At 34.2% G+C, this 24,548-nt stretch carries 16 protein-coding genes; 10 read left to right on the top strand and 6 right to left on the bottom strand.

Annotated features, from left to right (window positions below):
* Positions 1 to 7: 7 nt before the first annotated feature.
* Positions 8 to 12,157: a gliding motility-associated C-terminal domain-containing protein gene (locus Q0958_RS00865; protein ID WP_299118459.1), complete on the bottom strand. Its 12,150-nt coding sequence runs from the start codon at positions 12,155 to 12,157 to the stop codon at positions 8 to 10.
* Between the two features lie 420 nt (positions 12,158 to 12,577).
* On the bottom strand, positions 12,578 to 13,165 hold the full coding sequence (locus Q0958_RS00870) for a riboflavin synthase (protein WP_299118461.1): 588 nt from the start codon (positions 13,163 to 13,165) through the stop codon (positions 12,578 to 12,580).
* A gap of 62 nt (positions 13,166 to 13,227) precedes the next feature.
* On the opposite strand from Q0958_RS00870, the gene pdxA reads away from it, so the two are divergent.
* The 10 genes from pdxA (at position 13,228) to Q0958_RS00920 (ending at position 21,360) form a co-directional block, all read left to right on the top strand.
* Positions 13,228 to 14,262 carry a 4-hydroxythreonine-4-phosphate dehydrogenase PdxA gene (gene pdxA, locus Q0958_RS00875; RefSeq protein ID WP_299118463.1) on the top strand — a complete coding sequence of 345 codons (1,035 nt, stop codon included), beginning with the start codon at positions 13,228 to 13,230 and terminating at the stop codon, positions 14,260 to 14,262.
* A gap of 74 nt (positions 14,263 to 14,336) precedes the next feature.
* Positions 14,337 to 14,876, top strand: a complete 540-nt coding sequence (locus Q0958_RS00880; RefSeq protein WP_299118465.1) for a DUF177 domain-containing protein — start codon at positions 14,337 to 14,339, stop codon at positions 14,874 to 14,876.
* An 8-nt stretch (positions 14,877 to 14,884) separates the two neighbouring features.
* Positions 14,885 to 15,079: a 50S ribosomal protein L32 gene (gene rpmF, locus Q0958_RS00885; RefSeq protein ID WP_150898450.1), complete on the top strand. Its 195-nt coding sequence runs from the start codon at positions 14,885 to 14,887 to the stop codon at positions 15,077 to 15,079.
* A 149-nt stretch (positions 15,080 to 15,228) separates the two neighbouring features.
* On the top strand, positions 15,229 to 16,224 hold the full coding sequence (locus tag Q0958_RS00890) for a beta-ketoacyl-ACP synthase III (protein WP_299118472.1): 996 nt from the start codon (positions 15,229 to 15,231) through the stop codon (positions 16,222 to 16,224).
* Between the two features lie 26 nt (positions 16,225 to 16,250).
* The gene (accB, locus tag Q0958_RS00895; protein ID WP_299118473.1) at positions 16,251 to 16,742 is read left to right on the top strand and encodes an acetyl-CoA carboxylase biotin carboxyl carrier protein; all 492 of its coding nucleotides are present in this window, start codon (positions 16,251 to 16,253) and stop codon (positions 16,740 to 16,742) included.
* 65 nt (positions 16,743 to 16,807) lie between these two features.
* Entirely contained in the window at positions 16,808 to 18,145 is a 1,338-nt protein-coding gene (gene accC, locus Q0958_RS00900; protein WP_272150657.1) for an acetyl-CoA carboxylase biotin carboxylase subunit, read from the top strand.
* Between the two features lie 111 nt (positions 18,146 to 18,256).
* Positions 18,257 to 19,117 (top strand): DUF2911 domain-containing protein, encoded by an 861-nt coding sequence (locus Q0958_RS00905; RefSeq protein ID WP_299118475.1) that lies wholly within the window; start codon positions 18,257 to 18,259, stop codon positions 19,115 to 19,117.
* A gap of 29 nt (positions 19,118 to 19,146) precedes the next feature.
* Entirely contained in the window at positions 19,147 to 20,385 is a 1,239-nt protein-coding gene (locus tag Q0958_RS00910; RefSeq protein ID WP_299118477.1) for a glycosyltransferase N-terminal domain-containing protein, read from the top strand.
* Positions 20,385 to 20,945: a YeeE/YedE thiosulfate transporter family protein gene (locus tag Q0958_RS00915; RefSeq protein WP_299118479.1), complete on the top strand. Its 561-nt coding sequence runs from the start codon at positions 20,385 to 20,387 to the stop codon at positions 20,943 to 20,945. The genes Q0958_RS00910 and Q0958_RS00915 overlap by 1 nt, the downstream gene beginning before the upstream one ends.
* 1 nt (position 20,946) lies before the next feature.
* On the top strand, positions 20,947 to 21,360 hold the full coding sequence (locus Q0958_RS00920) for a DUF6691 family protein (protein WP_272150653.1): 414 nt from the start codon (positions 20,947 to 20,949) through the stop codon (positions 21,358 to 21,360).
* Here the strand turns inward: Q0958_RS00920 and Q0958_RS00925 are convergent.
* Genes Q0958_RS00925 through Q0958_RS00940 form a run of 4 tightly spaced genes read right to left on the bottom strand, consistent with a single transcriptional unit; the run spans position 21,357 to position 24,346 of the window.
* Positions 21,357 to 21,959, bottom strand: coding sequence for a DUF4230 domain-containing protein (locus tag Q0958_RS00925; protein ID WP_150898442.1), 603 nt, complete (start codon positions 21,957 to 21,959; stop codon positions 21,357 to 21,359). The two genes, Q0958_RS00920 and Q0958_RS00925, sit on opposite strands and share 4 nt — an antisense overlap.
* Before the next feature lie 53 nt (positions 21,960 to 22,012).
* Positions 22,013 to 22,594 (bottom strand): lipoprotein signal peptidase, encoded by a 582-nt coding sequence (locus Q0958_RS00930; RefSeq protein WP_299118483.1) that lies wholly within the window; start codon positions 22,592 to 22,594, stop codon positions 22,013 to 22,015.
* Between the two features lie 51 nt (positions 22,595 to 22,645).
* Positions 22,646 to 23,362, bottom strand: coding sequence for a LytTR family DNA-binding domain-containing protein (locus Q0958_RS00935; protein WP_299118485.1), 717 nt, complete (start codon positions 23,360 to 23,362; stop codon positions 22,646 to 22,648).
* Positions 23,363 to 24,346 carry a histidine kinase gene (locus tag Q0958_RS00940; RefSeq protein ID WP_299118487.1) on the bottom strand — a complete coding sequence of 328 codons (984 nt, stop codon included), beginning with the start codon at positions 24,344 to 24,346 and terminating at the stop codon, positions 23,363 to 23,365. It lies immediately after the preceding gene.
* Between the last annotated feature and the right edge of the window lie 202 nt (positions 24,347 to 24,548).

Consider the following 24,548-nt stretch of genomic DNA (forward strand, 5'->3'; position numbering starts at 1 on the left):
ATTATTTTTACCTGTTAATGTACAACCAGCCTACAATTGGCTTTTCGTTATTCCCTAAGTCTAATACATAGTAATAAGTTCCTACTGGTAGTTTAACATCCTTTTCTACAGTTGCTCTTCCATTTGAAGTACCATCCCAAGTATTATCATAACCTTTCTTTTTATAAACCAAATTCCCCCATCTATTAAAAATTTCTAGCGTGTTATTTGGATACTTTTCTATACAGTTTATTTTAAACTTACTATTAACTGTATCATCATCATTAGGTGAAAACTCATTAAATACCGTTAAACAAATAGGAGTTACACTGGCTGATGAAGAATTATTTGAGGAATCACTATCAAACTGATCTAAATTAGATACATTAACTATATTCAAATAGTCTCCTGAAGATTTCACTTTTACAGTTAAATACAATTTGATTGTTTCATTTGGATTAAGCGTAGGTATTTGCCACAGTCCAACTATATCATCGTAAGCTCCAGAACTAGCTGTATAAGAAACAAATTCATATCCATCTGGTAAAACTTCTTCTATCTCAACATTGGTCGCAACTCCTGGTCCACTATTCGTTAAAGTAATAGTAAACATAACATTAGTATTAGCTCTAGGCTCAAGATTATCCACTTCTTTTATTAAAGCCAAATCTACACCTTGCAATAAAATTCCCACACTACCTTCATCATCTTCACTCTGATCCCCATCATCATTATCCACCTCACTATCGGTATCATATTGGTCACTTTTAATTACTTGTGCTATATTTTTATATTCATCCACAACTCCTGTTGGAGCCTTTACTGTAGCATCATATGTTAATTGTAATCCAGAGCTAGTTACCGTCAAATTAGACCAAGTTATTTTATTTCCAATTAGAACTCCTCCATTTGTAATCGAAGTTATATTCTCATAACCAACTGGTAAAACGTCTTCTACACTTACCCCTGTTGCTGTATTAGCCCCCGAATTACTTAAATCAATTGTAAAAGTGACTACATCTCCAACATTTGGAGTTGGGTTACTAATAGTTTTTTGTAAACTTAAATCAACTACTTGAGGAATAATAACAATACTATCTTCATCATCTTCACTTTGATCTCCATCATCATTATTTACATTACTATCTATATCTCCACTATCACTTGCAATAATCTGAGCTACATTTTTATACTCATTTGCTATTCCTGTAGGAGCTTTAACAGTTGCTTTATATGTTAAGTTGATTCCAGAAGTAGTTATTGTTAAACCACTCCAAGTAATTTTACCACCACTTAAAACACCTCCATTACTTATCTGTGTAATATTCTCATAGCCTGAAGGCAATATATCTTCTACACTAACATCATTTGCTAAATTAGGACCCTGATTATTAATTTCTAGAGTAAATGTAACAACGTCACCTACATTTGGAATTAAGTTATCAACTGTTTTAATCAAACTCAAATCAGCACACTTTCCAACAACAACTATTGATTTACTACTGGTAACACTTGTACATCCTGTTCCTGCATTGCTAACTACCACTTGATAATATAAAGTTCCTTCGGTTGAAGTTACAGGATTATAATTCGCTGTTGTACCTCCTGTTCCACTAGTTACATCACTATAAGGCCCTGCTAAACTTGTTGCTGATTGCCATTGATAGCTTAAACTTCCTACGCCACCACTAGCTACGACATTTAAAGTCACTGCGCCATCTTTACAAACTGTAGTACTTGCAGCTGGCTCAGTATCAATGGTTGGTAATCCATTTACTGTTACTGTTGATTTACTACTGGTTACACTAGTACAACCTGTTCCTGCATTGCTCACTACTACTTGATAATATAAAGTCCCTTCGGTTGAAGTTACTGGACTATAACTCGCTGTTGTACCTCCCGTTCCTGTGGTTACATCACTATAAGGCCCTGCTAAACTTGTTGCTGATTGCCATTGATAAGTTAAACTTCCTACACCACCACTAGCTACAACATTTAAAGTTACTGCACCGTCTTTACAAACAGTCGTGCTTGCCGCTGGCTCAGTATCAATGGTTGGTAATGCATTTACCGTCACTGTTGATTTACTACTGGTAACACTAGTACATCCTGTTCCTGCATTGCTAACTACCACTTGATAATATAAAGTTCCTTCGGTTGAAGTTACAGGATTATAACTCGCCGTTGTACCTCCTGTTCCTGTGGTTACATTACTATAAGGTCCTGCTAAACTTGTTGCTGATTGCCATTGATAAGTTAAACTTCCTACGCCACCACTCGCTGCTACATTTAAAGTCACTGCGCCGTCTTTACAAACAGTTGTACTTGCTGCTGGCTCAGTATCGATGGTTGGAACTTGGTTAACCGTTACTGTTGATTTACTACTGGTAACACTTGTACATCCTGTTCCTGCATTACTAACTACTACTTGATAATATAAAGTTCCTTCGGTAGAAGTAACTGGGCTATAACTCGCTGTTGTGCCTCCTGTTCCACTAGTTACATCACTATAAGGCCCTGCTAAACTTGTTGCTGATTGCCATTGATAGCTTAAACTTCCTACGCCACCACTCGCTGCTACATTTAAAGTCACTGCGCCGTCTTTACAAACAGTCGTACTTGCTGCTGGCTCAGTATCGATAGTTGGTAATGCATTTACTGTTACTGTTGATTTACTACTAGTAACACTGATACATCCTGTTCCTGCATTGCTAACTACCACTTGATAATATAAAGTTCCTTCGGTAGAAGTTACAGGACTATAATTGGCAGTTGTGCCTCCTGCCCCACTGGTTACATCACTATAAGGTCCTGCTAAGCTTGTTGCTGATTGCCATTGATAGGTTAAACTTCCTACGCCACCACTCACTGCTACATTTAAAGTCACTGCACCGTCTTTACAAACAGTCGTACTTGCTGCTGGCTCAGTATCGATGGTTGGTAATGCATTTACTGTTACTGTTGATTTACTACTGGTTACACTAGTACATCCTGTTCCTGCATTGCTAATTACCACTTGATAATATAAAGTTCCTTCGGTAGAAGTTACAGGATTATAACTCGCCGTTGTACCTCCTATTCCGCTGGTTACATCACTATAAGGACCTGCCAAACTTGTTGCTGATTGCCACTGATAAGTTAAACTCCCTACGCCACCACTCACTGCTACATTTAAAGTCACTGCGCCGTCTTTACAAACAGTCGTACTTGCCGCTGGTTGGGTATCGATAGTTGGAACTTGGTTAACCGTTACTGTTGATTTACTACTAGTAACACTGGTACATCCTGTTCCTGCATTGCTAACTACCACTTGATAATATAAAAATCCTTCGGTTGAAGTTACTGGACTATAATTCGCTGTTGTACCTCCTGTTCCACTAGTTACATCACTATAAGGCCCTGCTAAACTTGTTGCTGATTGCCATTGATAAGTTAAACTTCCTACTCCACCACTTGCTGCGACATTTAAAGTCACTGCTCCGTCTTTACAAACTGTAGTACTTGCAGCTGGCTCAGTATCGATGGTTGGTAATGCATTTACTGTAACTGTTGATTTACTACTAGTAACACTGGTACAACCTGTTCCTGCATTGCTAACTACTACTTGATAATATAAAGTTCCTTCGGTTGAAGTTACTGGACTATAACTCGCTGTTGTACTTCCTGTTCCACTAGTTACATCACTATAAGGACCTGCCAAACTTGTTGCTGATTGCCATTGATAAGTTAAACTTCCTACGCCACCACTCGCTACTACGCTTAGAGTTACTGCCCCACCTTTACAAACAGTCGTGCTTGCAGTCGGTTGGGTATCAATGGTTGGAACTTGGTTAACCGTTACTGTTGATTTACTACTGGTAACACTAGTACATCCTGTTCCTGCATTGCTAACTACCACTTGATAATATAAAGTTCCTTCGGTAGAAGTTACAGGATTATAACTCGCCGTTGTACCTCCTGTTCCTTTGGTTACATTACTATAAGGTCCTGCTAAACTTGTTGCTGATTGCCATTGATAAGTTAAACTTCCTACTCCGCCACTTGCTGCTACATTTAAAGTCACTGCTCCGTCTTTACAAACAGTCGTACTTGCTGCTGGCTCAGTATCAATAGTTGGAACTTGGTTAACCGTTACTGTTGATTTACTACTCGTAACACTGGTACATCCTGTTCCTGCATTGCTAACTACCACTTGATAATATAAAATTCCTTCGGTTGAAGTTACTGGACTATAATTCGCTGTTGTACCTCCTGTTCCACTAGTTACATCACTATAAGGCCCTGCTAAACTTGTTGCTGATTGCCATTGATAAGTTAAACTTCCTACGCCACCACTTGCTGCTACATTTAAAGTCACTGCTCCGTCTTTACAAACTGTAGTACTTGCAGCTGGCTCAGTATCGATGGTTGGTAATGCATTTACTGTAACAGTAGATTTACTACTGGTTACACTAGTACAACCTGTTCCTGCATTGCTAACTACCACTTGATAATATAAAGTTCCTTCGATTGAAGTTGCTGGACTATAATTGGCTGTTGTACCTCCTGTTCCACTGGTTACATTACTATATGGGCCTGCTAAACTTGTTGCTGATTGCCATTGATAGGTTAAACTTCCTACACCACCACTAGCTACAACATTTAAAGTTACTGCACCGTCTTTACAAACAGTCGTGCTTGCCGCTGGCTCAGTATCAATGGTTGGTAATGCATTTACCGTCACTGTTGATTTACTACTGGTAACACTAGTACATCCTGTTCCTGCATTGCTAACTACCACTTGATAATATAAAGTTCCTTCGGTAGAAGTTACAGGATTATAACTCGCCGTTGTACCTCCTGTTCCTGTGGTTACATTACTATAAGGTCCTGCTAAACTTGTTGCTGATTGCCATTGATAAGTTAAACTTCCTACTCCGCCACTTGCTGCTACATTTAAAGTCACTGCTCCGTCTTTACAAACAGTCGTACTTGCTGCTGGCTCAGTATCAATAGTTGGAACTTGGTTAACCGTTACTGTTGATTTACTACTCGTAACACTGGCACATCCTGTTCCTGCATTGCTAACTACCACTTGATAATATAAAGTTCCTTCGGTTGAAGTTACTGGACTATAATTCGCTGTTGTACCTCCTGTTCCACTAGTTACATCACTATAAGGCCCTGCTAAACTTGTTGCTGATTGCCATTGATAAGTTAAACTTCCTATTCCACCACTTGTTGCTACATTTAAAGTCACTGCTCCGTCTTTACAAACAGTCGTACTTGCTGCTGGCTCAGTATCAATAGTTGGAACTTGGTTAACCGTTACTGTTGATTTACTACTCGTAACACTGGTACATCCTGTTCCTGCATTGCTAACTACCACTTGATAATATAAAGTTCCTTCGGTTGAAGTTACTGGACTATAATTCGCTGTTGTACCTCCTGTTCCACTAGTTACATCACTATAAGGCCCTGCTAAACTTGTTGCTGATTGCCATTGATAGCTTAAACTTCCTACTCCGCCACTCGCTGCTACATTTAAAGTTACAGCGCCGTCTTTACAAACAGTTGTACTTGCCGTTGGTTGGGTATTTATGGTTGGAATTTGGTTAACCGTTACTGTTGATTTACTACTGGTAACACTAGTACATCCTGTTCCTGCATTGCTAACTACTACTTGATAATATAAAGTTCCTTCAGTAGAAGTTACTGGACTGTAACTCGCTGTTGTGCCTCCTGTTCCACTGGTTACATTACTATAAGGCCCTGCTAAACTTGTTGCTGATTGCCATTGATAGCTTAAACTTCCTACGCCACCACTCGCTCCGACATTTAAAGTCACTGCTCCGTCTTTACAAACTGTCGTACTTGCCGTTGGTTGGGTATTTATGGTTGGTAATGCATTTACTATCACTGTTGATTTACTACTAGTAACACTGGTACAACCTGTTCCTGCATTGCTAACTACTACTTGATAATATAAAGTTCCTTCAGTAGAAGTTACTGGACTATAACTCGCTGTTGTGCCTCCTGTTCCACTGGTTACATCACTATAAGGACCTGCTAAACTTGTAGAAGATTGCCATTGATAGCTTAAACTTCCTACGCCACCACTCACTGCTACATTTAAAGTCACTGCGCCGTCTTTACAAACAGTAGTACTTGCCGCTGGCTCAGTATCTATGGTTGGTAATGCATTTACTGTTACTGTTGATTTACTACTGGTAACACTAGTACATCCTGTTCCTGCATTACTTACTACCACTTGATAATATAAAGTTCCTTCGGTTGAAGTTACAGGACTATAACTCGCCGTTGTCCCTCCTGTTCCACTAGTTACATCACTATAAGGGCCTGCTAAACTTGTTGCTGATTGCCATTGATAGCTTAGACTTCCTACGCCACCACTCGCAACGACATTTAGAGTCACTGCACCGTCTTTACAAACAGTCGTACTTGCTGCTGGCTCAGTATCGATGATTGGTAATGCATTTACCGTTACTGTTGATTTACTACTGGTAACACTAGTACATCCTGTTCCTGCATTGCTAACCACTACTTGATAATATAAAGTTCCTTCGGTTGAAGTAACTGGACTATAACTCGCTGTTGTACTTCCTGTTCCACTAGTTACATCACTATAAGTTCCTGCTAAACTTGTTGCCGATTGCCATTGATAAGTTAAACTTCCTACTCCACCTCTTGCCATCACACTTAAAATCACTGCGCCGTCTTTACAAACGGTCGTACTTGCTGCTGGTTGGGTATCTATGGTTGGTAATGCATTTACTGTTACTGTTGATTTACTACTGGTAACACTAGTACATCCTGTTCCTGCATTGCTAACTACCACTTGATAATATAAAGTTCCTTCGGTTGAAGTAACTGGACTATAATTCGCAGTTGTACCTCCTGTTCCACTGGTTACATCACTATAAGTACCTGCTAAACTTGTTGCTGATTGCCATTGATAAGTTAAACTTCCTACGCCACCACTCACTGCTACATTTAAAGTCAGTGCCCCATCTTTACAAACAGTCGTGCTTGCAGTCGGTTGGGTATCAATGGTTGGAACTTGGTTAACCGTTACTGTTGATTTACTACTGGTAACACTAGTACATCCTGTTCCTGCATTGCTAACCACTACTTGATAATATAAAGTTCCTTCGGTTGAAGTAACTGGACTATAACTCGCTGTTGTACTTCCTGTTCCACTAGTTACATCACTATAAGTTCCTGCCAAACTTGTTGCTGATTGCCATTGATAAGTTAAACTTCCTACGCCACCACTCGCAACGACATTTAAAGTTACTGCGCCGTCTTTACAAACTGTCGTACTTGCTGCTGGCTGGGTATCGATGGTTGGTAATGCATTTACTGTTACTGTTGATTTACTACTGGTAACACTAGTACATCCTGTTCCTGAATTGCTAACTACTACTTGATAATATAAAGTTCCTTCAGTTGAAGTCACTGGACTATAACTCGTCGTTGTACCTCCTGTTCCACTGGTTACATTACTATAAGGCCCTACTAAACTTGTTGCTGATTGCCATTGATAGCTTAAACTTCCTACGCCACCACTCGCTGCTACATTTAAAGTTACTGCTCCGTCTTTACAAACGGTCGTACTTGCTGCTGGTTGAGTATCGATGGTAGGTAATGCATTTACTGTAACTGTTGATTTATTACTGGTAATACTAGCACATCCTGTTCCTGCATTGCTAACTACCACTTGATAATATAAAGTGCCTTCGGTAGAAGTAACTGGACTATAATTGGCTGTTGTACCTCCTGTTCCATTAGTTACATCACTATAAGGTCCTGCCAAACTTGTTGCTGATTGCCATTGATAGGTTAAACTTCCTACGCCACCACTCGCTCCGACATTTAAAGTCACTGCTCCGTCTTTACAAACCGTTGTGCTTCCCGCTGGTTGGGTATCAATTGAAAAAGCTTCATTAACAGTTATAGTTACTGATACTTTTGCACTCACACACACACCTACCGTGTTACTTACATAATACGTTTTTACTCCCGCTGAAGCTGTACTTGGCACAGTAGAAGCAGACAAAACTGTTGTTGCATCTGAATCATACCATGTTAAAACACCTGAACCTGTAGCTCTCATTGATAAAGGATCAGCTGCTGTTCCTTCACAATAAACTCCATTAGTTACAACTGGCAACGGTGCTTGTGCTTGTTCTATTATTTCTTGTTCTGCACTTGTTACACTTCCACAGTTTTGCGAATCTGTCAAAACTATTTTATAAAACCCAGGTTGTAAACCTGTATAACTTCCATCACTATCCCCATCTGTTTGAGAAGCATCTATAAATACTCCTCCCGAACTAGTAGCATATAAAAGGTTATAAGAATAAGGAGCTACTCCCCCTGAACCTGTTGCTGATAAACTTCCATTATTCACTCCTTGACAACTATTCATTGAACTTAAAGTCGATAATGTTGCTGTTATACTTTCAACAATAGTAATAGTTATATCATCCGTACTTGGAGTACATCCTCCACTACTTACTGTCCATCTTAATATTGCCGTATCACCTGCATTAGCATTTGTTAAAGTTAATGTTGATGTAGGACTATTAGGACTATCAAAAACAACATCTCCAGAAGACAATCCTGTACCACTTACAAAAGACCAAGCTCCTAATCCGCTCGTAGGAGCAGTTGCGGCTAATCTTGCATCCAATACACATAGACTCATTGTCGCTTGCCCTGCATCTGCAGTACTTGGTGCTTCGTGAACTGTTATTGTTATTTCATCTAATTTTTGACAATCTCCACTACCAGTTGTCCATCTAAATATATAGATTCCAGGATTTGTTAAACCTGTAATAGTAGTTGTTTGAGCATTTGGATTAGAAATCCCTATACTTGCCGCAGAAGGTAAACCCGCCGAACTTGTAGCTTGACTAAGAGATTCTCGATAAGTCCAAGTACCTGAAACTTCAGCTGCAGTTACAGAAACTGAACTTATTGGTAAACACAATGATTGATCTACCGTAGTTATACTCGCTGTATTAGTTAACGCGTTATTAATTGTTACATCATCAGAAGAACCTACACATGAAGAACCTCCTGGTATAGTAAGCGTATAAGTAAATACATAATTATTCCCTGGAATAATTGTAGCCTTAGCCATATTAGCATTAATTGCTACTGGTGTAGGGCTATCTACACCTGTAGAACTTTGAAAACTCCAAGTACCAGTAGAACCTACAGTACCTTGTAACAACACTTCATTAGCAGCACACAAATCTTGATCATTTCCTGCATTTGCTGGAGCCACAACATTAATTGTTAAATCTGTACTACTTCCTAAATTACATGTTGGATCAGCACTTGGATAAAGAGGAGAACTAGTCCACTTATACTTATAGGTTCCAGTTACCAAACCACTTATGGTAGCTGTTGGTGAATTTGCATCATTTATTGAAGGTGTATTCGGACCTGAAACCCAAACCCATTTTCCAACCCCTACAGTAACTGGGTTAGCATTTAATGTAGCCGTATTAGAACAAGAAGCTATTGTTGGTGCAGCTACACTTGCTACAGTTGGGGTATTTGTTATTGTAAAAACAACTTTATCATTCACAAAACAATCTGCTAATGAAACCCTCCATTCAAATTCATATTTTCCATCACTTAAGTTAGAAAACATTGCTGTAGGACTTGTTATATCTGTTACCGTCCAACCTGCTGGACCAAACGTTTGCACCCAAGTACCTCCTCCATTTGGATTTGCATCTGCTGCCATGGTTATCGTACTAGCCCCGCAAATATCTTGATCAGCACCAGCTGAAGGCACAGAATTTAATAGTGATACGATTACAGTATCTTCAGTTATATTTAAAGGACAAGAAGTATTTGTTATCCTCCATTTAAACTCATAATTCCCTGGTATTAACCCTGTAATAGATGTAGACGCTGAGTTAACATCTGAAAAACTTGCTGTATTTGGTCCAGAAACCTGAGTCCAAGTTCCCATTTCACCAGCAGTAATTGCTGTTGCGTTTAATGTCGTTGATGTACCCGACGTTAAACAAATATCCGAGCCTGCATTTGCCGTTGATGGACTTGTATTCCCTGTTGTTGATACAATAACTGAATCGTTTATGCTTCCACAAGCATTTGATATTGTATACGTAAAGGTATAAACTGTTAAAGGACTTAACCCCATTACCAATGTCTTAGGATCTGTATCATCTACAATAGTTACTCCTGCCGAAGGGCTAACAGTCCACCTTCCTGCTTCGTTAACTAACAAAGCTGGACTTTGCATCTGATAACTTCCGGCACATACATTTACATCTGTACCTGCAAAATTTGCTGGATGAGAAGGAGGTCCAGTAGATACTATAACCGAAACTTCATCTGAATCTAAAGGATCAATTGTACTAGTTGGACCACTATTTATACTCCAACGAAAAACATAAGCACCCGATATAAGAGAAGATAACTCAGCATTTCTATCAAAAACATCTGATATAACTGCTGTATTAGGCCCGCTAACCTGTGACCACATTCCTTCACCTTGTACCGGATTATTACCTGCTAAAGTTGCTGTAGTTGTTGGCGTACATACATAAATATCTGATCCCGCATTTGCATTCGTTGCTGGTCCAGAAATTTTTACTGTAATTTCATCAGCTGCATTCTCACATCCATTATTTACATCACCATTTGGTCGCCTAAGAACACCTACCACATAAGTACCTATCTCTGTAAATGTTAAAGTCAAATCCCTTCCAGAAGAAGAACTTCCTGAGGAATTAGCCCCTATCCCTACATAACTTGATGTGGTTACTGGTCCGCTTAAAATTTTATATCTAGTACTAGAACTTGTATTATCTCTATTAATCCCAAATTTCACATCAACAGAACCCGAATTTCCTAATGTTGCAAAAATACATTCTGACGGAGTTCCATCATCAGTCAATTCAACAAATAATGGTTTCTTAATAAATTTAATTCGTACATCTTTGGTTTTAAAACAATTTGAATTATTATCTGGACCTTTTACAGTATATCTAAATGTATAATTAACAAGATTTACGTTACCTCCAGCCGTTTGAGACAAACCTGTTACTAAGGTCGTAGGCGAATTTGGATTTACTATTGTTACTCCTCCTGGCCCTGATACTTGAGTCCATTCGACAGTTTCTCCGGTCTTTTTTGGCGGATTAGCTACCAATAAATATTCTGTAGTTGGATTTGTATCACTATGGCAAATTCTTATCACATCATCATCTATCAAACTATCTGCACTTGTAACTGAACCTGTTGGAGATGGAACTGTAACTGATACAGTGCTTGTCCCTGAAGCACAAGGACCTGACACAGTCCAACGAAAAACATAGGTACCTTCTATTAAATCATTTACTTTGGTATCTTTTTTATCTACATTCTTAATTTTAGGGCTATTAGGACCACTAACCAACTCCCAAAGTCCTTCTTGTCCATTAAACCCATTTCCTCCATACGAACCATCTAAAGTTACTGTTGTTGTTGCATCAAAACATGGTTTTAACACTTGATCGGGACCAGCAGATATTACAGGATCCCCTCCTATATTTGTTACTGTTATTCTGGAAACTCCATCACAAGTTGCATTATTTCCATCAGAGACTCTCCATTCTAAAATAGTAGCACCTGATGACTCTTGAGGCAAATTTATAGTAGATGTTGGAGAATTCGAATTGGTTATTGTTAACCCTGCTCCATTTGAACCAATTATAGTCCAAGTACCTGTATAACCTACACTAGGGGTATTCGCTGCTAACGAATAAGTTCCTGGACAATTTGTTATATCAGTTCCAGATGTAGCTGTTGGACTGGATTTTACAGTATAAACAACATCTTGAAAAGTTGAAAGATTATCAGTACATACAGCTGTCAATCTAAATTTATATGTATTTCCTCCTGTTGCACCAGTAATATTTGGTTGATAAGTTGTAGGATCACTTATTCCTATTGTTGGCCCAGCTATTTGGGTCCACAAAATGGTTCCGGGTTTTATATTTGCATCTCCAGACCCATCTAGTTTAAACTCTGCTCCTTCACAAATTTCTCCTCCTGCTCCTGCATTAATACTACAATTTTGTGACTGAACATTAAAGTAATTTATTAACAGGAAAAATCCCATTAAAAATTTAATGCTTTTGTTCTTCATAAAAGTTTATTGATAGTTATTATATTCTTGTAGATATAAGGATATAATGTACCATAGATGCATATCTATTCTAACCCCAACTATATAATAGATAAATAAGATTACAACAATAATTTCATCTATGCATTAACCCCTATACATAGAAACCGTTATAGATTATTGAATCCATAACAATTAAAATTATTCTTGATCTATAAAAAGTCTAGAAGTTTAATTTTTTCGAAGTATAATAAACTACTCTTAAATGAAGATACGTGATTTAAGGCTCTTTTTCTCATGATTCCGGGGGCGGTTTAAATTTAAAAACGATATAAATATAACATTTTTTAAATTATAAACAACTACTAATCAATAAGAAAAGAAAACACCCCTTGTACTTTTTAAATCACATGTATAATATACAAGGGTTATTTTATATGATTATTGAAATTGTGTAAGCCTTGCTACATACTTACCAATTACATCAAATTCTAGATTAATTTCACTACCTATTATAAGGTTTTTAAAAGTAGTGTGCTCTAATGTATAAGGAATAATAGCTACGCTAAATTCATCTTTTTTAGAATTCACCACTGTTAAACTTACTCCATTTATTGTTATTGAGCCTTTTTCAATAGTAATATTATTACTATCAAAATCGTAAGAAAAAGTAAAAACCGTACTACCATCTTGATCTTGAATATTTTTACACACTCCAGTTTTATCAACATGACCTTGTACTATATGACCATCTAAACGAGCACCTAATTTCATTGCTCTCTCTAAGTTTACTTCATCACCACTCTTTAAACTACCAATATTTGTTTTATCAAGAGTCTCTTTAATAGCAGTAACCGTATATTCATTTCCAGAAATATTAACCACTGTTAAACAAACACCGTTGTGAGCAACACTTTGATCAATTTTTAATTCATTGGTAATATCACTTTGAATTGTGATATGTATATTTTCTTTATCTTTTTCTATACTTTTTACAGTTCCAAGAGTTTCAATTATTCCAGTAAACATTCTCTAAATTTTAGTTACTTTTGTTTGCATCAAAAATACAACTTTTACGCACGAAAGTAACTATGGATAATACAAACAAAATTATTGTTGGAATTTCAGTTGGAGATATAAATGGAATTGGTATCGAAATTATTTTAAAAACTTTCGAAGATAAACGTATGCTTGATTTTTGCACACCTGTTTTATTTGCTTCAAACAAACTAATCTCTTACCATAAGAAAAACCTTAAACTAAATAATAGTATTCATAGTATTAACTCTGTCGATAAAATTGCTCATGGAAAGATCAATTTAGTAAATTCTTGGAAAGAAGAAGTAAAGATTGAGCTAGGTAAAACAACAAAAATTGGTGGTAAATTTGCTCATAAATCGCTTAAAGCTGCAACTACTGCTTTAAAAAATGATGCTATTGATATTTTACTTACCGCTCCTATAAGTAAAGATAATATTCAGTCTGAAGAATTTAACTTTCCTGGACATACAGAATATTTAGAAGAAAACTTAGAAGGTAAAAGTTTAATGATTTTAATGACCGATGAACTTCGTATAGGTTTAATAACTGGTCATATTCCAATTTCTCAAGTTGCAGAAACCATAACTCCAGAGCTAATAGAAGCTAAGGTTGATATTATGCACACTTCATTAAAACAAGATTTTAATATTAATAAGCCTAAAATAGCTGTTTTAGGTTTAAATCCACATTGTGGTGACAAGGGTATTATAGGAAAAGAAGACGATGAAATTATCCGTCCAACTATAGCTAAAATTAAAGATTCTGGAAAATTGGTTTTCGGTCCTTATGCTGCCGATGGATTTTTTGGTTCAAAGACATACAAACAATTTGATGGTGTTTTAGCAATGTATCACGATCAAGGTTTAGCTCCTTTTAAAGCTTTATCTTTTGGTAATGGTGTAAATTTCACAGCTGGATTGAGTAAAATTAGAACCTCACCCGACCACGGAACTGGATTTGATATTGCAGGTAAAAATAAGGCAAATCCATCTTCATTCAAGGAAGCTTTATTTACCTCATTACAAATATTTAAGAACAGAAAACAGCATAAAGAACTTACAAAAAACACGCTAAAAGTAAAATAGTTTATTTTTTTTAGGTAAAATATAAAAGTAAAAACATTTTTTATATCTTTGCACGCTCAAATTGATCATTATAAATGAAAGACTTAAAAGAATTCAACATACCTTTTGTAGGTTTAAAAGAAGGGAGTCATTTGTTTGAATATCAAATTGACAACACGTTCTTTGATGCATTTCAGTTTGATGAATTTAACAATTCAGACATAGGCGCTAATGTTATTTTCGTAAAGAAAAGTACTCTTTTTGAGCTTTCTTTTACTATTAAAGGAACTGTAAATGTTCCTTGTGACATTACAAACGAACCATTTGATTTAAAAATTGAGGGTAATTTAAACTTAGTTGTTAAGTTTGGGCCTGAATTTGATGATGGACACGATGAAATTTTGATTCTTCCACATGAAGCTTATCAAATAAATATAGCTCAATATATATATGAGTTAGCAGTTTTATCTGTTCCAAGAAAAAGGATTCACCCGAATGTTATAGATGGATCTATGGAATCTGATGCATTAAAAAGATTAGAAGAATTAAGAATAAACGAAGAAAAACCTGTTGAGGAAGAAGAATCAACAGACCCTAGATGGGATAAATTAAAGGATTTACTAACAGATAAATAAAATATAAGATGGCACATCCAAAGAGAAAAATATCAAAAACTAGAAGAGATAAAAGAAGAACTCACTATAAGGCTTCTGTACCTCAAATAGCTGTTGATCCTACTACTGGAGAATCTCATTTATACCACAGAGCTCACTGGCACGAAGGAAAATTATACTACAGAGGTCAAGTAGTATTAGAAGGTGCAGCTGCTGAGGCTTAAAAATTAGTTAAAAAAATAAAAAACCCTCTTAAACAGAGGGTTTTTTGCGTTTTTAAACCAAAAATTAACGTTTTTGGTAATTTTTTCTATACAAAAGTGAAATAATTTTCATTTCTTTGAAAACTCGTTTTACGACAAAACAAACAACTATGACTAAAATAACTGCAGCTATCACAGCGGTAGGAAAATACCTTCCAGAATATGCTCTTACAAATAAAGAGTTGGAGACTATGGTAGACACCAATGATGAGTGGATTACTACTAGGACTGGAATAAAGGAAAGAAGAATTCTTAAAGGAGAAGGTCTTGGAACTTCTTTTATGGCTATAAAAGCTGCCGAGGATTTACTTCAAAAATCAAATGTTAAACCTGAAGAAATAGACATGGTTATTGTTGCAACTGCAACTCCTGACTTACCTGTAGCTTCAACTGCAGCTTATACTGCTTCTCAAATTGGAGCTGTAAATGCATTTTCATATGATTTACAAGCAGCTTGTTCTAGTTTCTTATATGGTATGTCTACAGCTGCTAGCTATATAGAAAGTGGTCGTTATAAAAAAGTTTTGCTTATTGGAGCAGATAAAATGTCTTCGATCATTGATTATACAGATAGAGCTACTTGTATCATTTTTGGTGATGGTGCTGGTGCAGCATTGTTTGAGCCAAATGAGGAAGGTTTAGGTTTACAAGATGAATATTTAAGAAGTGACGGTATTGGTCGTGAATTCTTAAAAATTGAAGCTGGAGGTTCTATTTTACCCGCTACTGAAGATACTATAAAGAACAGAAAACATTTTGTTCATCAAGAAGGAAAAACAGTATTTAAATATGCTGTTTCTAACATGGCTGATGTATCTGAAAAAATGTTAACTAGAAATAACTTAACAAAAGACGATATTCAGTGGTTAGTTCCACATCAAGCAAATAAAAGAATCATTGAAGCTACAGCTAATAGAGTTAGGCTTGAAAGTGATAGAGTAATGATGAATATACATAAGTACGGAAATACAACATCTGCTACTTTACCGTTATTACTTGCAGATTATGAAAAAGAGTTGAAAAAAGGAGATAATTTAATTTTTGCTGCATTTGGTGGAGGCTTCACATGGGGAGCTATCTATTTAAAATGGGCATATAATTCATAAAAAACCAAACAACTAAAATTAGGAAAATGGATATTAAAGAAATTCAAAGTCTTATAAAGTTTGTAGCTAAATCTGGTGCAAGCGAAGTGAAGTTAGAAATGGAGGATATTAAAATCACCATTAAAACTGGAAGTGAAACTCCTGAAACTACAATTATTCAAGCAGCTCCTCAAATAGCTGCAGCTCCACAAATGGTAGCTCAAGCTCCTGTAGCTCAGCCAGCAACTCCTGCTGCTGTTCCTGCAAATAATGCTCCTGCTGCTGAGGACGATTCAAAATATATTACAATCAAATCTCCAATTATTGGAACATTTTATAGAAAACCTTCTCCAGACAAGCCAAACTTTGCTGAAGTAGGTACTGAAGTAAAAGTTGGTGATACTGTTTGTATTATTGAGGCAATGAAATTATTTAACGAAATTGAATCTGAAGTTTCAGGTAAAATCGTTAAAATATTAGTAGATGATTCTTCTCCGGTAGAATTTGATCAACCATTGTTTTTAGTAGATCCATCTTAATTAACATATAACTCTAAATAAAAAGTACAGTACTTTTTATTTAGAGTTTTTAAATTTTAGAACATATGTTTAAAAAGATATTAATCGCCAATAGAGGTGAGATTGCGCTACGCGTAATTAGAACCTGTAAAGAGATGGGAATTAAAACTGTAGCTGTTTATTCTAAAGCAGATGCAGAAAGTTTACACGTAAAATTTGCGGATGAAGCTGTTTGTATTGGACCTGCTCCAAGTAATCAATCTTATTTAAAGATGGCAAACATTATAGCTGCAGCAGAAATAACTAATGCTGATGCTATACATCCAGGATATGGTTTCTTATCAGAGAATGCAAAATTCTCAAAATTATGTGATGAGCACGAGATTAAGTTTATTGGAGCATCTCCAGAAATGATTGACCGTATGGGAGACAAAGCAAATGCTAAGTCTACTATGCTAGCTGCTGGGGTACCTTGTGTGCCTGGAAGTGAAGGTGTTATAGAATCTTTTGAAGCTTGCGAAAAGACAGCTATTGAGACTGGTTATCCAGTAATGCTAAAAGCGTCTGCTGGTGGTGGTGGAAAAGGAATGCGTGCTGTATGGAAACCAGAAGATTTAAAAGATGCTTGGGATTCTGCGAGACAAGAATCTAAAGCTGCCTTTGGAAATGATGATATGTATATGGAGAAGTTAATTGAAGAACCTCGCCATATTGAGATACAAATTATAGGTGATTCTTATGGAAAAGCTTGTCATTTATCAGAAAGAGATTGTTCAGTACAACGTCGTCATCAAAAATTAACAGAAGAAACACCTTCTCCTTTCATGACTGATGAATTGCGTACTTCAATGGGAGAAGCTGCTGTAAAAGCTGCAGAATTCATTAAGTATGAAGGTGCAGGAACTGTTGAATTTTTAGTAGATAAGCACAGAAATTTCTACTTTATGGAAATGAATACTCGTATCCAAGTAGAACACCCTATTACAGAAGAAGTTGTTGATTACGATTTAATTCGTGAGCAAATTTTAGTGGCTGCTGGAGTACCTATTTCTGGTAAAAACTATTTACCTCAATTACATTCTATTGAATGTAGAATTAATGCAGAAGATCCTTTTAATGACTTTAGACCATCTCCAGGTAAAATTACTTCGTATCATGCTCCTGGTGGTCATGGTGTACGTATAGACACGCATGTTTATGCTGGCTATATGATTCCGCCTAACTACGATTCAATGATTTCAAAATTAATTGTTACTGCACAAACTCGTGAAGAAGCAATTAATAAAATGAAACGTGCTTTAGATGAGTATGTAATTGAAGGTATAAAAACTACAATTCCTTTTCATAGACAATTAATGGATCATCCTGATTATATTGCTGGTAATTATACCACAAAATTTATGGAGGATTTCGAAATGAAATAGATATAAAAATAAAAAGGTTAATGAATTTTCATTAGCCTTTTTTTATACCCTTAATTTTATTGTAATCTTCTAACGTTTTTCACGTCTATTTTTCAATAAAATAACTTAATCATGAAAAATAGCATTTTAACTTTATTTCTATTCCTTACTCTACATAGTTTTTCTCAAATTGAAAAACCTAGCTTAAGTCCCAAAATCACTACTAAACAACAAGTGGGCTTAGCCAATTTTACTCTTGAATATGGGCAACCAAGCCGAAATAATAGAGAAATCTTTGGAGCTTTAATTCCTTATAAAAAACTATGGAGAACTGGAGCCAATGCTTCTACAAAAATTACCGTAAACAAAGAGGTATCATTTGCTAATCATAAAATACCAGCTGGAACTTATGGTTTATATACAATTCCAGACACAAAAGAATGGACCATTATTATTCATAAAAAAAGTAACTTATGGGGAGCTGGTGGCTATCAAAAAGCTAATGATTTAATTCGTTTTACTGTTCCTGTAATAAAAACTCAATACCTTGTGGAAACTTTACAGATAGGTTTTGAAAAATTTACTGTAAATGGTGCTGACCTATTCATTACTTGGGAAAATTCAAAAGTTATTATTCCTGTCAATGTAGATTCTGATGCAATTATACAGAATCAAATAAATGAAAAGATAATCAATTCTGAGACTCCTGTAAAAGCTCAAACATATTTTGACGCTGCTCAATATTATTATTTAAAAAATAAAGATTTAGAAACTGCTTTTAAATGGTTTAGCAAAGCTGTTGAACTAAGACCAGGTGCTTTTTGGTATGTATATTACAAAGCAGAATTAGCTCATGTTTTAAAGAAAAACGACATAGCTAAAGAAGGAGCTACAAAATGTTTAAAGGCTGCTAAAGAAAGTAAATCATCAGACTATGGCTATATTGCTAAATGTTCATTACTATTAAAAGCTATAAACCATAATAAAAAATAACTTTCTTTTTTATTTCATAGATTCGCAGTATGAATTTGCTCTATAACTTATTGCTTTTTAAAGCATCAATTATACTGCCTCTTATTGCCTTATTTAATAAAAAAATAAGGCTTTTTGTTAATGGTAGAAAAGAAACATTTAGTAAGCTTAACAGTATTACCTCATTTGATAAAGTCATCTGGTTTCACGCTGCCTCATTAGGAGAATTTGAACAAGGTAGACCCATTATTGAAGAATTAAAAAAGCAATATGTAAACCATAAAATTGTTGTTACATTTTTTTCTCCTTCTGGTTATGAAATCAGAAAAAACTATAAACTTGCTGATGTAGTTTGTTATTTACCTCTTGACACAAAAGCTAACGTTAGGAAGTTTATCAATAAAGTACACCCAGAAATTGCTATTATTATTAAATATGAATTCTGGCCAAACCTATTGTCTGAATTAAAAAAGCAAGAAATACACACTATTTTAATTTCAGGTATTTTTAGAAAGAAACAATCATTTTTTAAATGGTATGGTAGTTTTACAAGAAAAAAACTAAAAGCTTTCAATCACTTTTTTGTTCAAAATGAAATATCAAAACAATTATTATCTTCTATAAATCTTAACAATAGTACCATTGCTGGCGATACTCGTTTTGATAGAGTGTACGATATACTAAAGCAAGACAATTCCATAGATTTTATTTCTGAATTTCAAAACAACCATTACACCGTAGTAGCTGGAAGTACATGGAAAGAGGATGAAAAGCTATTGGTAAACTATATTAATAACTTTGCTGATGATAGTGAGAAATTTATCATTGCGCCTCATAATATAAACGAGAAGCAAATTTTAGAATTACAAAAGTCTATTCATAAAAAATCTGTATTGTTTTCTAAAAAAGACAACTTAAATTTATCTGAATATCAAGTTTTTATTATTGATGCTATTGGTCTCTTAACTAAAATCTATTCCTATGCGGATGTTGCTTATGTTGGTGGTGGTTTAGCTACTGGGCTTCACAATATTTTAGAACCTGCTACTTATGGTATTCCTGTAGTATTTGGTGGAAACAAATACAAGAAATTTAATGAAGCCACTGACTTACTTGATTTGAAGAGTGTTACAATTGTTACAAACAATGAAGATTTTTCTAGTATTTTTACCGCGTTAAAGAATGATAAAAAACTAAGGGAGCAAATGGGGGACACGAATCATAAATACATTAAAGATAATATTGGAGCTACAAAAGCCATTTTAAATTATATTAAAAACGTATTGTAATGGATATTTTATTTCAACCATGGGCTTGGTATGTATCTGGTCCTTTAATTGCTTTAGTTCTTTTTTTCTTTTTCTATTTTGGTAAAAACTTTGGAATATCTACTAACTTAGAAACCATGTGTACCATTGCAGGTGCGGGAAAGATATCTGATTACTTTAAAAAAGACTGGAAAGAGCGTGATTGGGCACTTGTTTTTATTGTTGGATTAATTATCGGAGGATATGTCGCTGTAAATTATTTATCTACTACAACTACTATTGATTTGAATCCAGATACCGTGAAAGATTTAGCCGATTTAGGTTTTTCTAGCGCTGGTAATTCTTTTGTTCCTAATGAAATCTTTAACATTGAAAGCATGCTTACTTTAAAAGGTTTTATAATATTACTTGTTGCTGGTATTTTTATTGGTTTTGGTACTCGATATGCTGGAGGTTGTACTTCTGGTCATGCAATAACAGGTTTGAGTAGCTTACAGTTACCATCGTTAATTGCTGTAATTGGTTTTTTTATTGGTGGTTTATTAATGACATGGATTTTTTTCCCTTTAATTTTCGGTTAAAATGAAGAATTTAAAATTTTTATTACTCGGTGTTTTCTTCGGAATTGTTTTAACCAAATCTGAAGCAATTTCATGGTATAGAATTTATGAAATGTTTAAATTTCAGTCTTTCCATATGTATGGAATTATAGGTTCTGCTGTGGGGCTTTCTTTAATTTTAATGTACTTCTTTAAAAAAGGAACTATCAAAGATTATTTAGGGAATCAAATTACGGTAAAAGAAAAGAAAAAAGGCTTTATTAGAACTTTAATTGGCGGTACTATTTTTGGTTTAGGATGGGCTTTAGCAGGAGCTTGCCCTGCTCCAATTTTTGTATTAATTGGTCATGGAATATTACCAATTTTAATAGTTCTTATTGGTGCTATGTTAGGTGCTTTTATTTATGGATTATTAAGTAATAAACTTCCTAACTAGTCTTTGATTAAAATAGCTTCTCTTATTTTAGAGTTCGTATTGTCTATTACTTCCCAATTATATATTTGAGATAGTTGATATAATTTAGATAATTCTTCAAACAAGCGTGTTTTAGCTTCTTTTTGTAAGTTAGACACCGTTATGGTTGATTTTATATTTTCGATTGATTTATCAGTAAGTTTATTCAATTCAGCTTTTGAAAAAGTATTAAACTTGCTTTGTTGCAAATCAAAATACTTTATATCTGGAGATATTACTATTTCTTCTTCTGGAATTTTATTAATAATTATTTGTTTTGCAATACTATCTATTTGAATATCTAATTTAGATAAATCATAGCCTACTTCAACTTTAGCATTGACAGATAACATTGCTTTTTTTTCGAAAGATAAATAGTTATAAAAGTATTTTTTTGTATCTGTATAACTGTACATTTCAGAAAAATTGCCTTCTGAAACTACTAACTTGCTTAAATTTTGAATTCCGTTTAAAACTACCTTTATTTCTTCTTGTTGATGTTTCTCTTCTTTTCTTTCATACCAAAATTTTGCAATAAGAAAGCCTAATAAAAAAACAGCAATGTACTTTAAGAGACGCATAGATTTTATTTTCTATAAATATAGAAAATCTGCAACAAGTATAATTTTAAAAACTAAGCTTCTTTTTCTTCCTTAGGAAATGCTTGTTTGTTAAATAAGAATAATAATGCTACTCCAATGGTTATCCAAGAATCAGCTCCATTGAATATTGCATTAAAAAAAGTAAAACTTTCCCCTTCATAAATCGGGAAATACAACATATCTACAACTTTTCCATAAAATAACTCTCCGTAAGGTTTATCTGAAAACAATGTTGCTACATTATGATATGATGAATCAAAAATTACTCCATAGAAAACAGAATCGATAATATTACCTACGGCTCCTGCTAAAATTAATGATATGGCTACTACTACTGCAGTATGTGCTTGTCTTTTTATAGTTTGCCATAACCAGTAAATAATTCCTGATACCGCAACAACTCTAAACAGTGTTAAAAATAATTTTCCTGCTTTTCCTCCAAACTCAAAACCCCAGGCCATACCGTTATTCTCTGTAAAATGTATTTTAAACCAATCACTAAATACAACGACTTCTTCTCCTAATTGAAAATGAGTTTTTACATATATTTTACTAATTTGGTCAATTAATATTGCCAAAATTACGGTAAGTATTGCTATATTTTTTTTAGACATTTTGAGAATTTAATAGCAACAAAAATAAGAAAAGTATTGATATTCTTTTATTCACATTACTTCTTTATCTATTCTTAATAAAAGTTCTTTTCTAAAGGACTTTCCTATTACTAATTTTACTTCATTATGAAGTAGAATTTGATTGCCATCTATAAGTTTTAAATATTTAAAATTGATTATATAAGATTTATGAATTCTAATAAAATTGTTTGGCAGCTTTGTCAGAAATTCAGACAATGTTTGAGAAACTAAAATCATATTACCTGCATAAACCTTTATATAATTTCCATAAGCTTCAATATGTGAAATATCATCTAAGTTTAATTTAATGATTTTTTTTTCACTCTTTACAAAAATTGAATTACTTTGAAAATCATCTCTTTGTACTTCTTCTATTTTAATATTTTGAACAGGTTTTTGTTGAACCTTCATTACCGCTTTCAAAAAACGTTCAAAAGAAAAAGGCTTTAATAAATAATCAGTTACTGAAAGTTCAAATCCTTCCACAGCATATTCAGAATAAGCTGTTGTAATAATAACAGAAGGCCTTACTTGCAATGTTTTTAACAAACTAATTCCAGATAATTTTGGCATATTAATATCTAAAAACAATAAATGAACGGTTTCCTTCTGAAGTACATCCATAACTTCAAAAGCATTTTTACACGAAGCAACAAGATTTAAATTGGGTAGTTCCTTGATATAACTCTCTAATATTTGACGAGCAATTGGTTCATCATCTGCTACTATACATCTTATTTCATCCATTTATATTTCTAAAATTAATTCAACAAAAAAGTTATTTTTCTCTTTATTTATCTCCAATTGATGCGTATTTGGATATAATAAACTCAAACGTTTTTTTACATTAACTAAACCAATACCACTTCTACCTTTTTCTAAATTTTCTTCCAAGGGTTTAGTATCATCTATTGTATTTATACACTTAAAATATAGTTTTTCTTTTTTTTCACTAACCTCTATCATAACCTTACTTTGTTCTTCTCCTTGAATTCCTAAATGCTTAAATGCATTCTCTACAAAAACAATTAGCAACATAGGGGCTATATTTTTAGAATCAATATTTCCAGAAATATTTAGGATAATTTCTGTTTGCTCTTCTAATCTTATTCTTTCTAATGAAACATAATTTTCTAAATACTCTAGTTCTTTTTTTAAAGGAACAAATATCTCCTTAGTCTCATATAAACTATATCGTAATAAATCTGAAAGTTTTAACATTAAACCTGGTAATCTATCTGACTTAATTACTGATAAACCATATAGATTATTCAGTGTATTGAATAGAAAATGTGGATTTAATTGTCCTTTTAATAATTTTAATTCTGCTTCTTTTATTTGCTGTCTTTTATAAAAACTATCTCTTGCAATTTTTAGCCCAGACCCTAAGAATAATGCTAAAAGTATAACTCCTAAAAAATTAAAAAAAACTTTCCAGTCATTATGAGTACTTTCTACGGTAATATTTAGTAAAAAAGTAATTAAAAGAGCAAAAATGATAGCGTTAAAGAGCGTAAATGTGGTAAACTTTATATTATTTTTTCTAAAAAATGGAAGTACTATTAAGTTCTGTATATAAATACACGGAGCCAGAATAGCAATAGATACTAATGCTGAAAAAGCTCTATTCATTGTTCCTTGTATAGAAGCTGCGAGTACAAGAAACACAAAAAACCAAACAAATAAATTCTGTAGAACTTTATTATCAACTAATTTATCAAACTTAGACATTTTATTTTTTTCTTTTCAAAAATACCCGAAATCCTTTTGAATGTAAACTTTTAATGACGAAAGATATTTTTTTTAGTGTAAACATCCTTTTTTTAATGATATTCTTTCTTTTTTACTCTTATCACTAAACAATCTACCATCATCATTATTTTTTCCAAAGCAAGTTTTAGCTTATAATATTTGTGTCATAATCTTAAAACAC

Source organism: uncultured Tenacibaculum sp., assembly GCF_947499065.1.
GTDB lineage: Bacteria > Bacteroidota > Bacteroidia > Flavobacteriales > Flavobacteriaceae > Polaribacter.

What these genes read in the sequence shown, in the direction of transcription:
- accC (WP_272150657.1), top strand. Translation starts at nt 16,808, where the DNA reads ATGTTTAAAAAGATATTAATCGCCAATAGAGGTGAGATTGCGCTACGC.
- rpmF (WP_150898450.1), top strand. Translation starts at nt 14,885, where the DNA reads ATGGCACATCCAAAGAGAAAAATATCAAAAACTAGAAGAGATAAAAGA.
- Q0958_RS00880 (WP_299118465.1), top strand. Translation starts at nt 14,337, where the DNA reads ATGAAAGACTTAAAAGAATTCAACATACCTTTTGTAGGTTTAAAAGAA.
- Q0958_RS00935 (WP_299118485.1), bottom strand. Translation starts at nt 23,362, where the DNA reads ATGGATGAAATAAGATGTATAGTAGCAGATGATGAACCAATTGCTCGT.
- Q0958_RS00940 (WP_299118487.1), bottom strand. Translation starts at nt 24,346, where the DNA reads ATGTCTAAGTTTGATAAATTAGTTGATAATAAAGTTCTACAGAATTTA.
- Q0958_RS00920 (WP_272150653.1), top strand. Translation starts at nt 20,947, where the DNA reads ATGAAGAATTTAAAATTTTTATTACTCGGTGTTTTCTTCGGAATTGTT.
- Q0958_RS00870 (WP_299118461.1), bottom strand. Translation starts at nt 13,165, where the DNA reads ATGTTTACTGGAATAATTGAAACTCTTGGAACTGTAAAAAGTATAGAA.
- Q0958_RS00930 (WP_299118483.1), bottom strand. Translation starts at nt 22,594, where the DNA reads ATGTCTAAAAAAAATATAGCAATACTTACCGTAATTTTGGCAATATTA.
- Q0958_RS00905 (WP_299118475.1), top strand. Translation starts at nt 18,257, where the DNA reads ATGAAAAATAGCATTTTAACTTTATTTCTATTCCTTACTCTACATAGT.
- accB (WP_299118473.1), top strand. Translation starts at nt 16,251, where the DNA reads ATGGATATTAAAGAAATTCAAAGTCTTATAAAGTTTGTAGCTAAATCT.
- Q0958_RS00890 (WP_299118472.1), top strand. Translation starts at nt 15,229, where the DNA reads ATGACTAAAATAACTGCAGCTATCACAGCGGTAGGAAAATACCTTCCA.
- Q0958_RS00865 (WP_299118459.1), bottom strand. Translation starts at nt 12,157, where the DNA reads ATGAAGAACAAAAGCATTAAATTTTTAATGGGATTTTTCCTGTTAATA.
- pdxA (WP_299118463.1), top strand. Translation starts at nt 13,228, where the DNA reads ATGGATAATACAAACAAAATTATTGTTGGAATTTCAGTTGGAGATATA.
- Q0958_RS00910 (WP_299118477.1), top strand. Translation starts at nt 19,147, where the DNA reads ATGAATTTGCTCTATAACTTATTGCTTTTTAAAGCATCAATTATACTG.
- Q0958_RS00925 (WP_150898442.1), bottom strand. Translation starts at nt 21,959, where the DNA reads ATGCGTCTCTTAAAGTACATTGCTGTTTTTTTATTAGGCTTTCTTATT.
- Q0958_RS00915 (WP_299118479.1), top strand. Translation starts at nt 20,385, where the DNA reads ATGGATATTTTATTTCAACCATGGGCTTGGTATGTATCTGGTCCTTTA.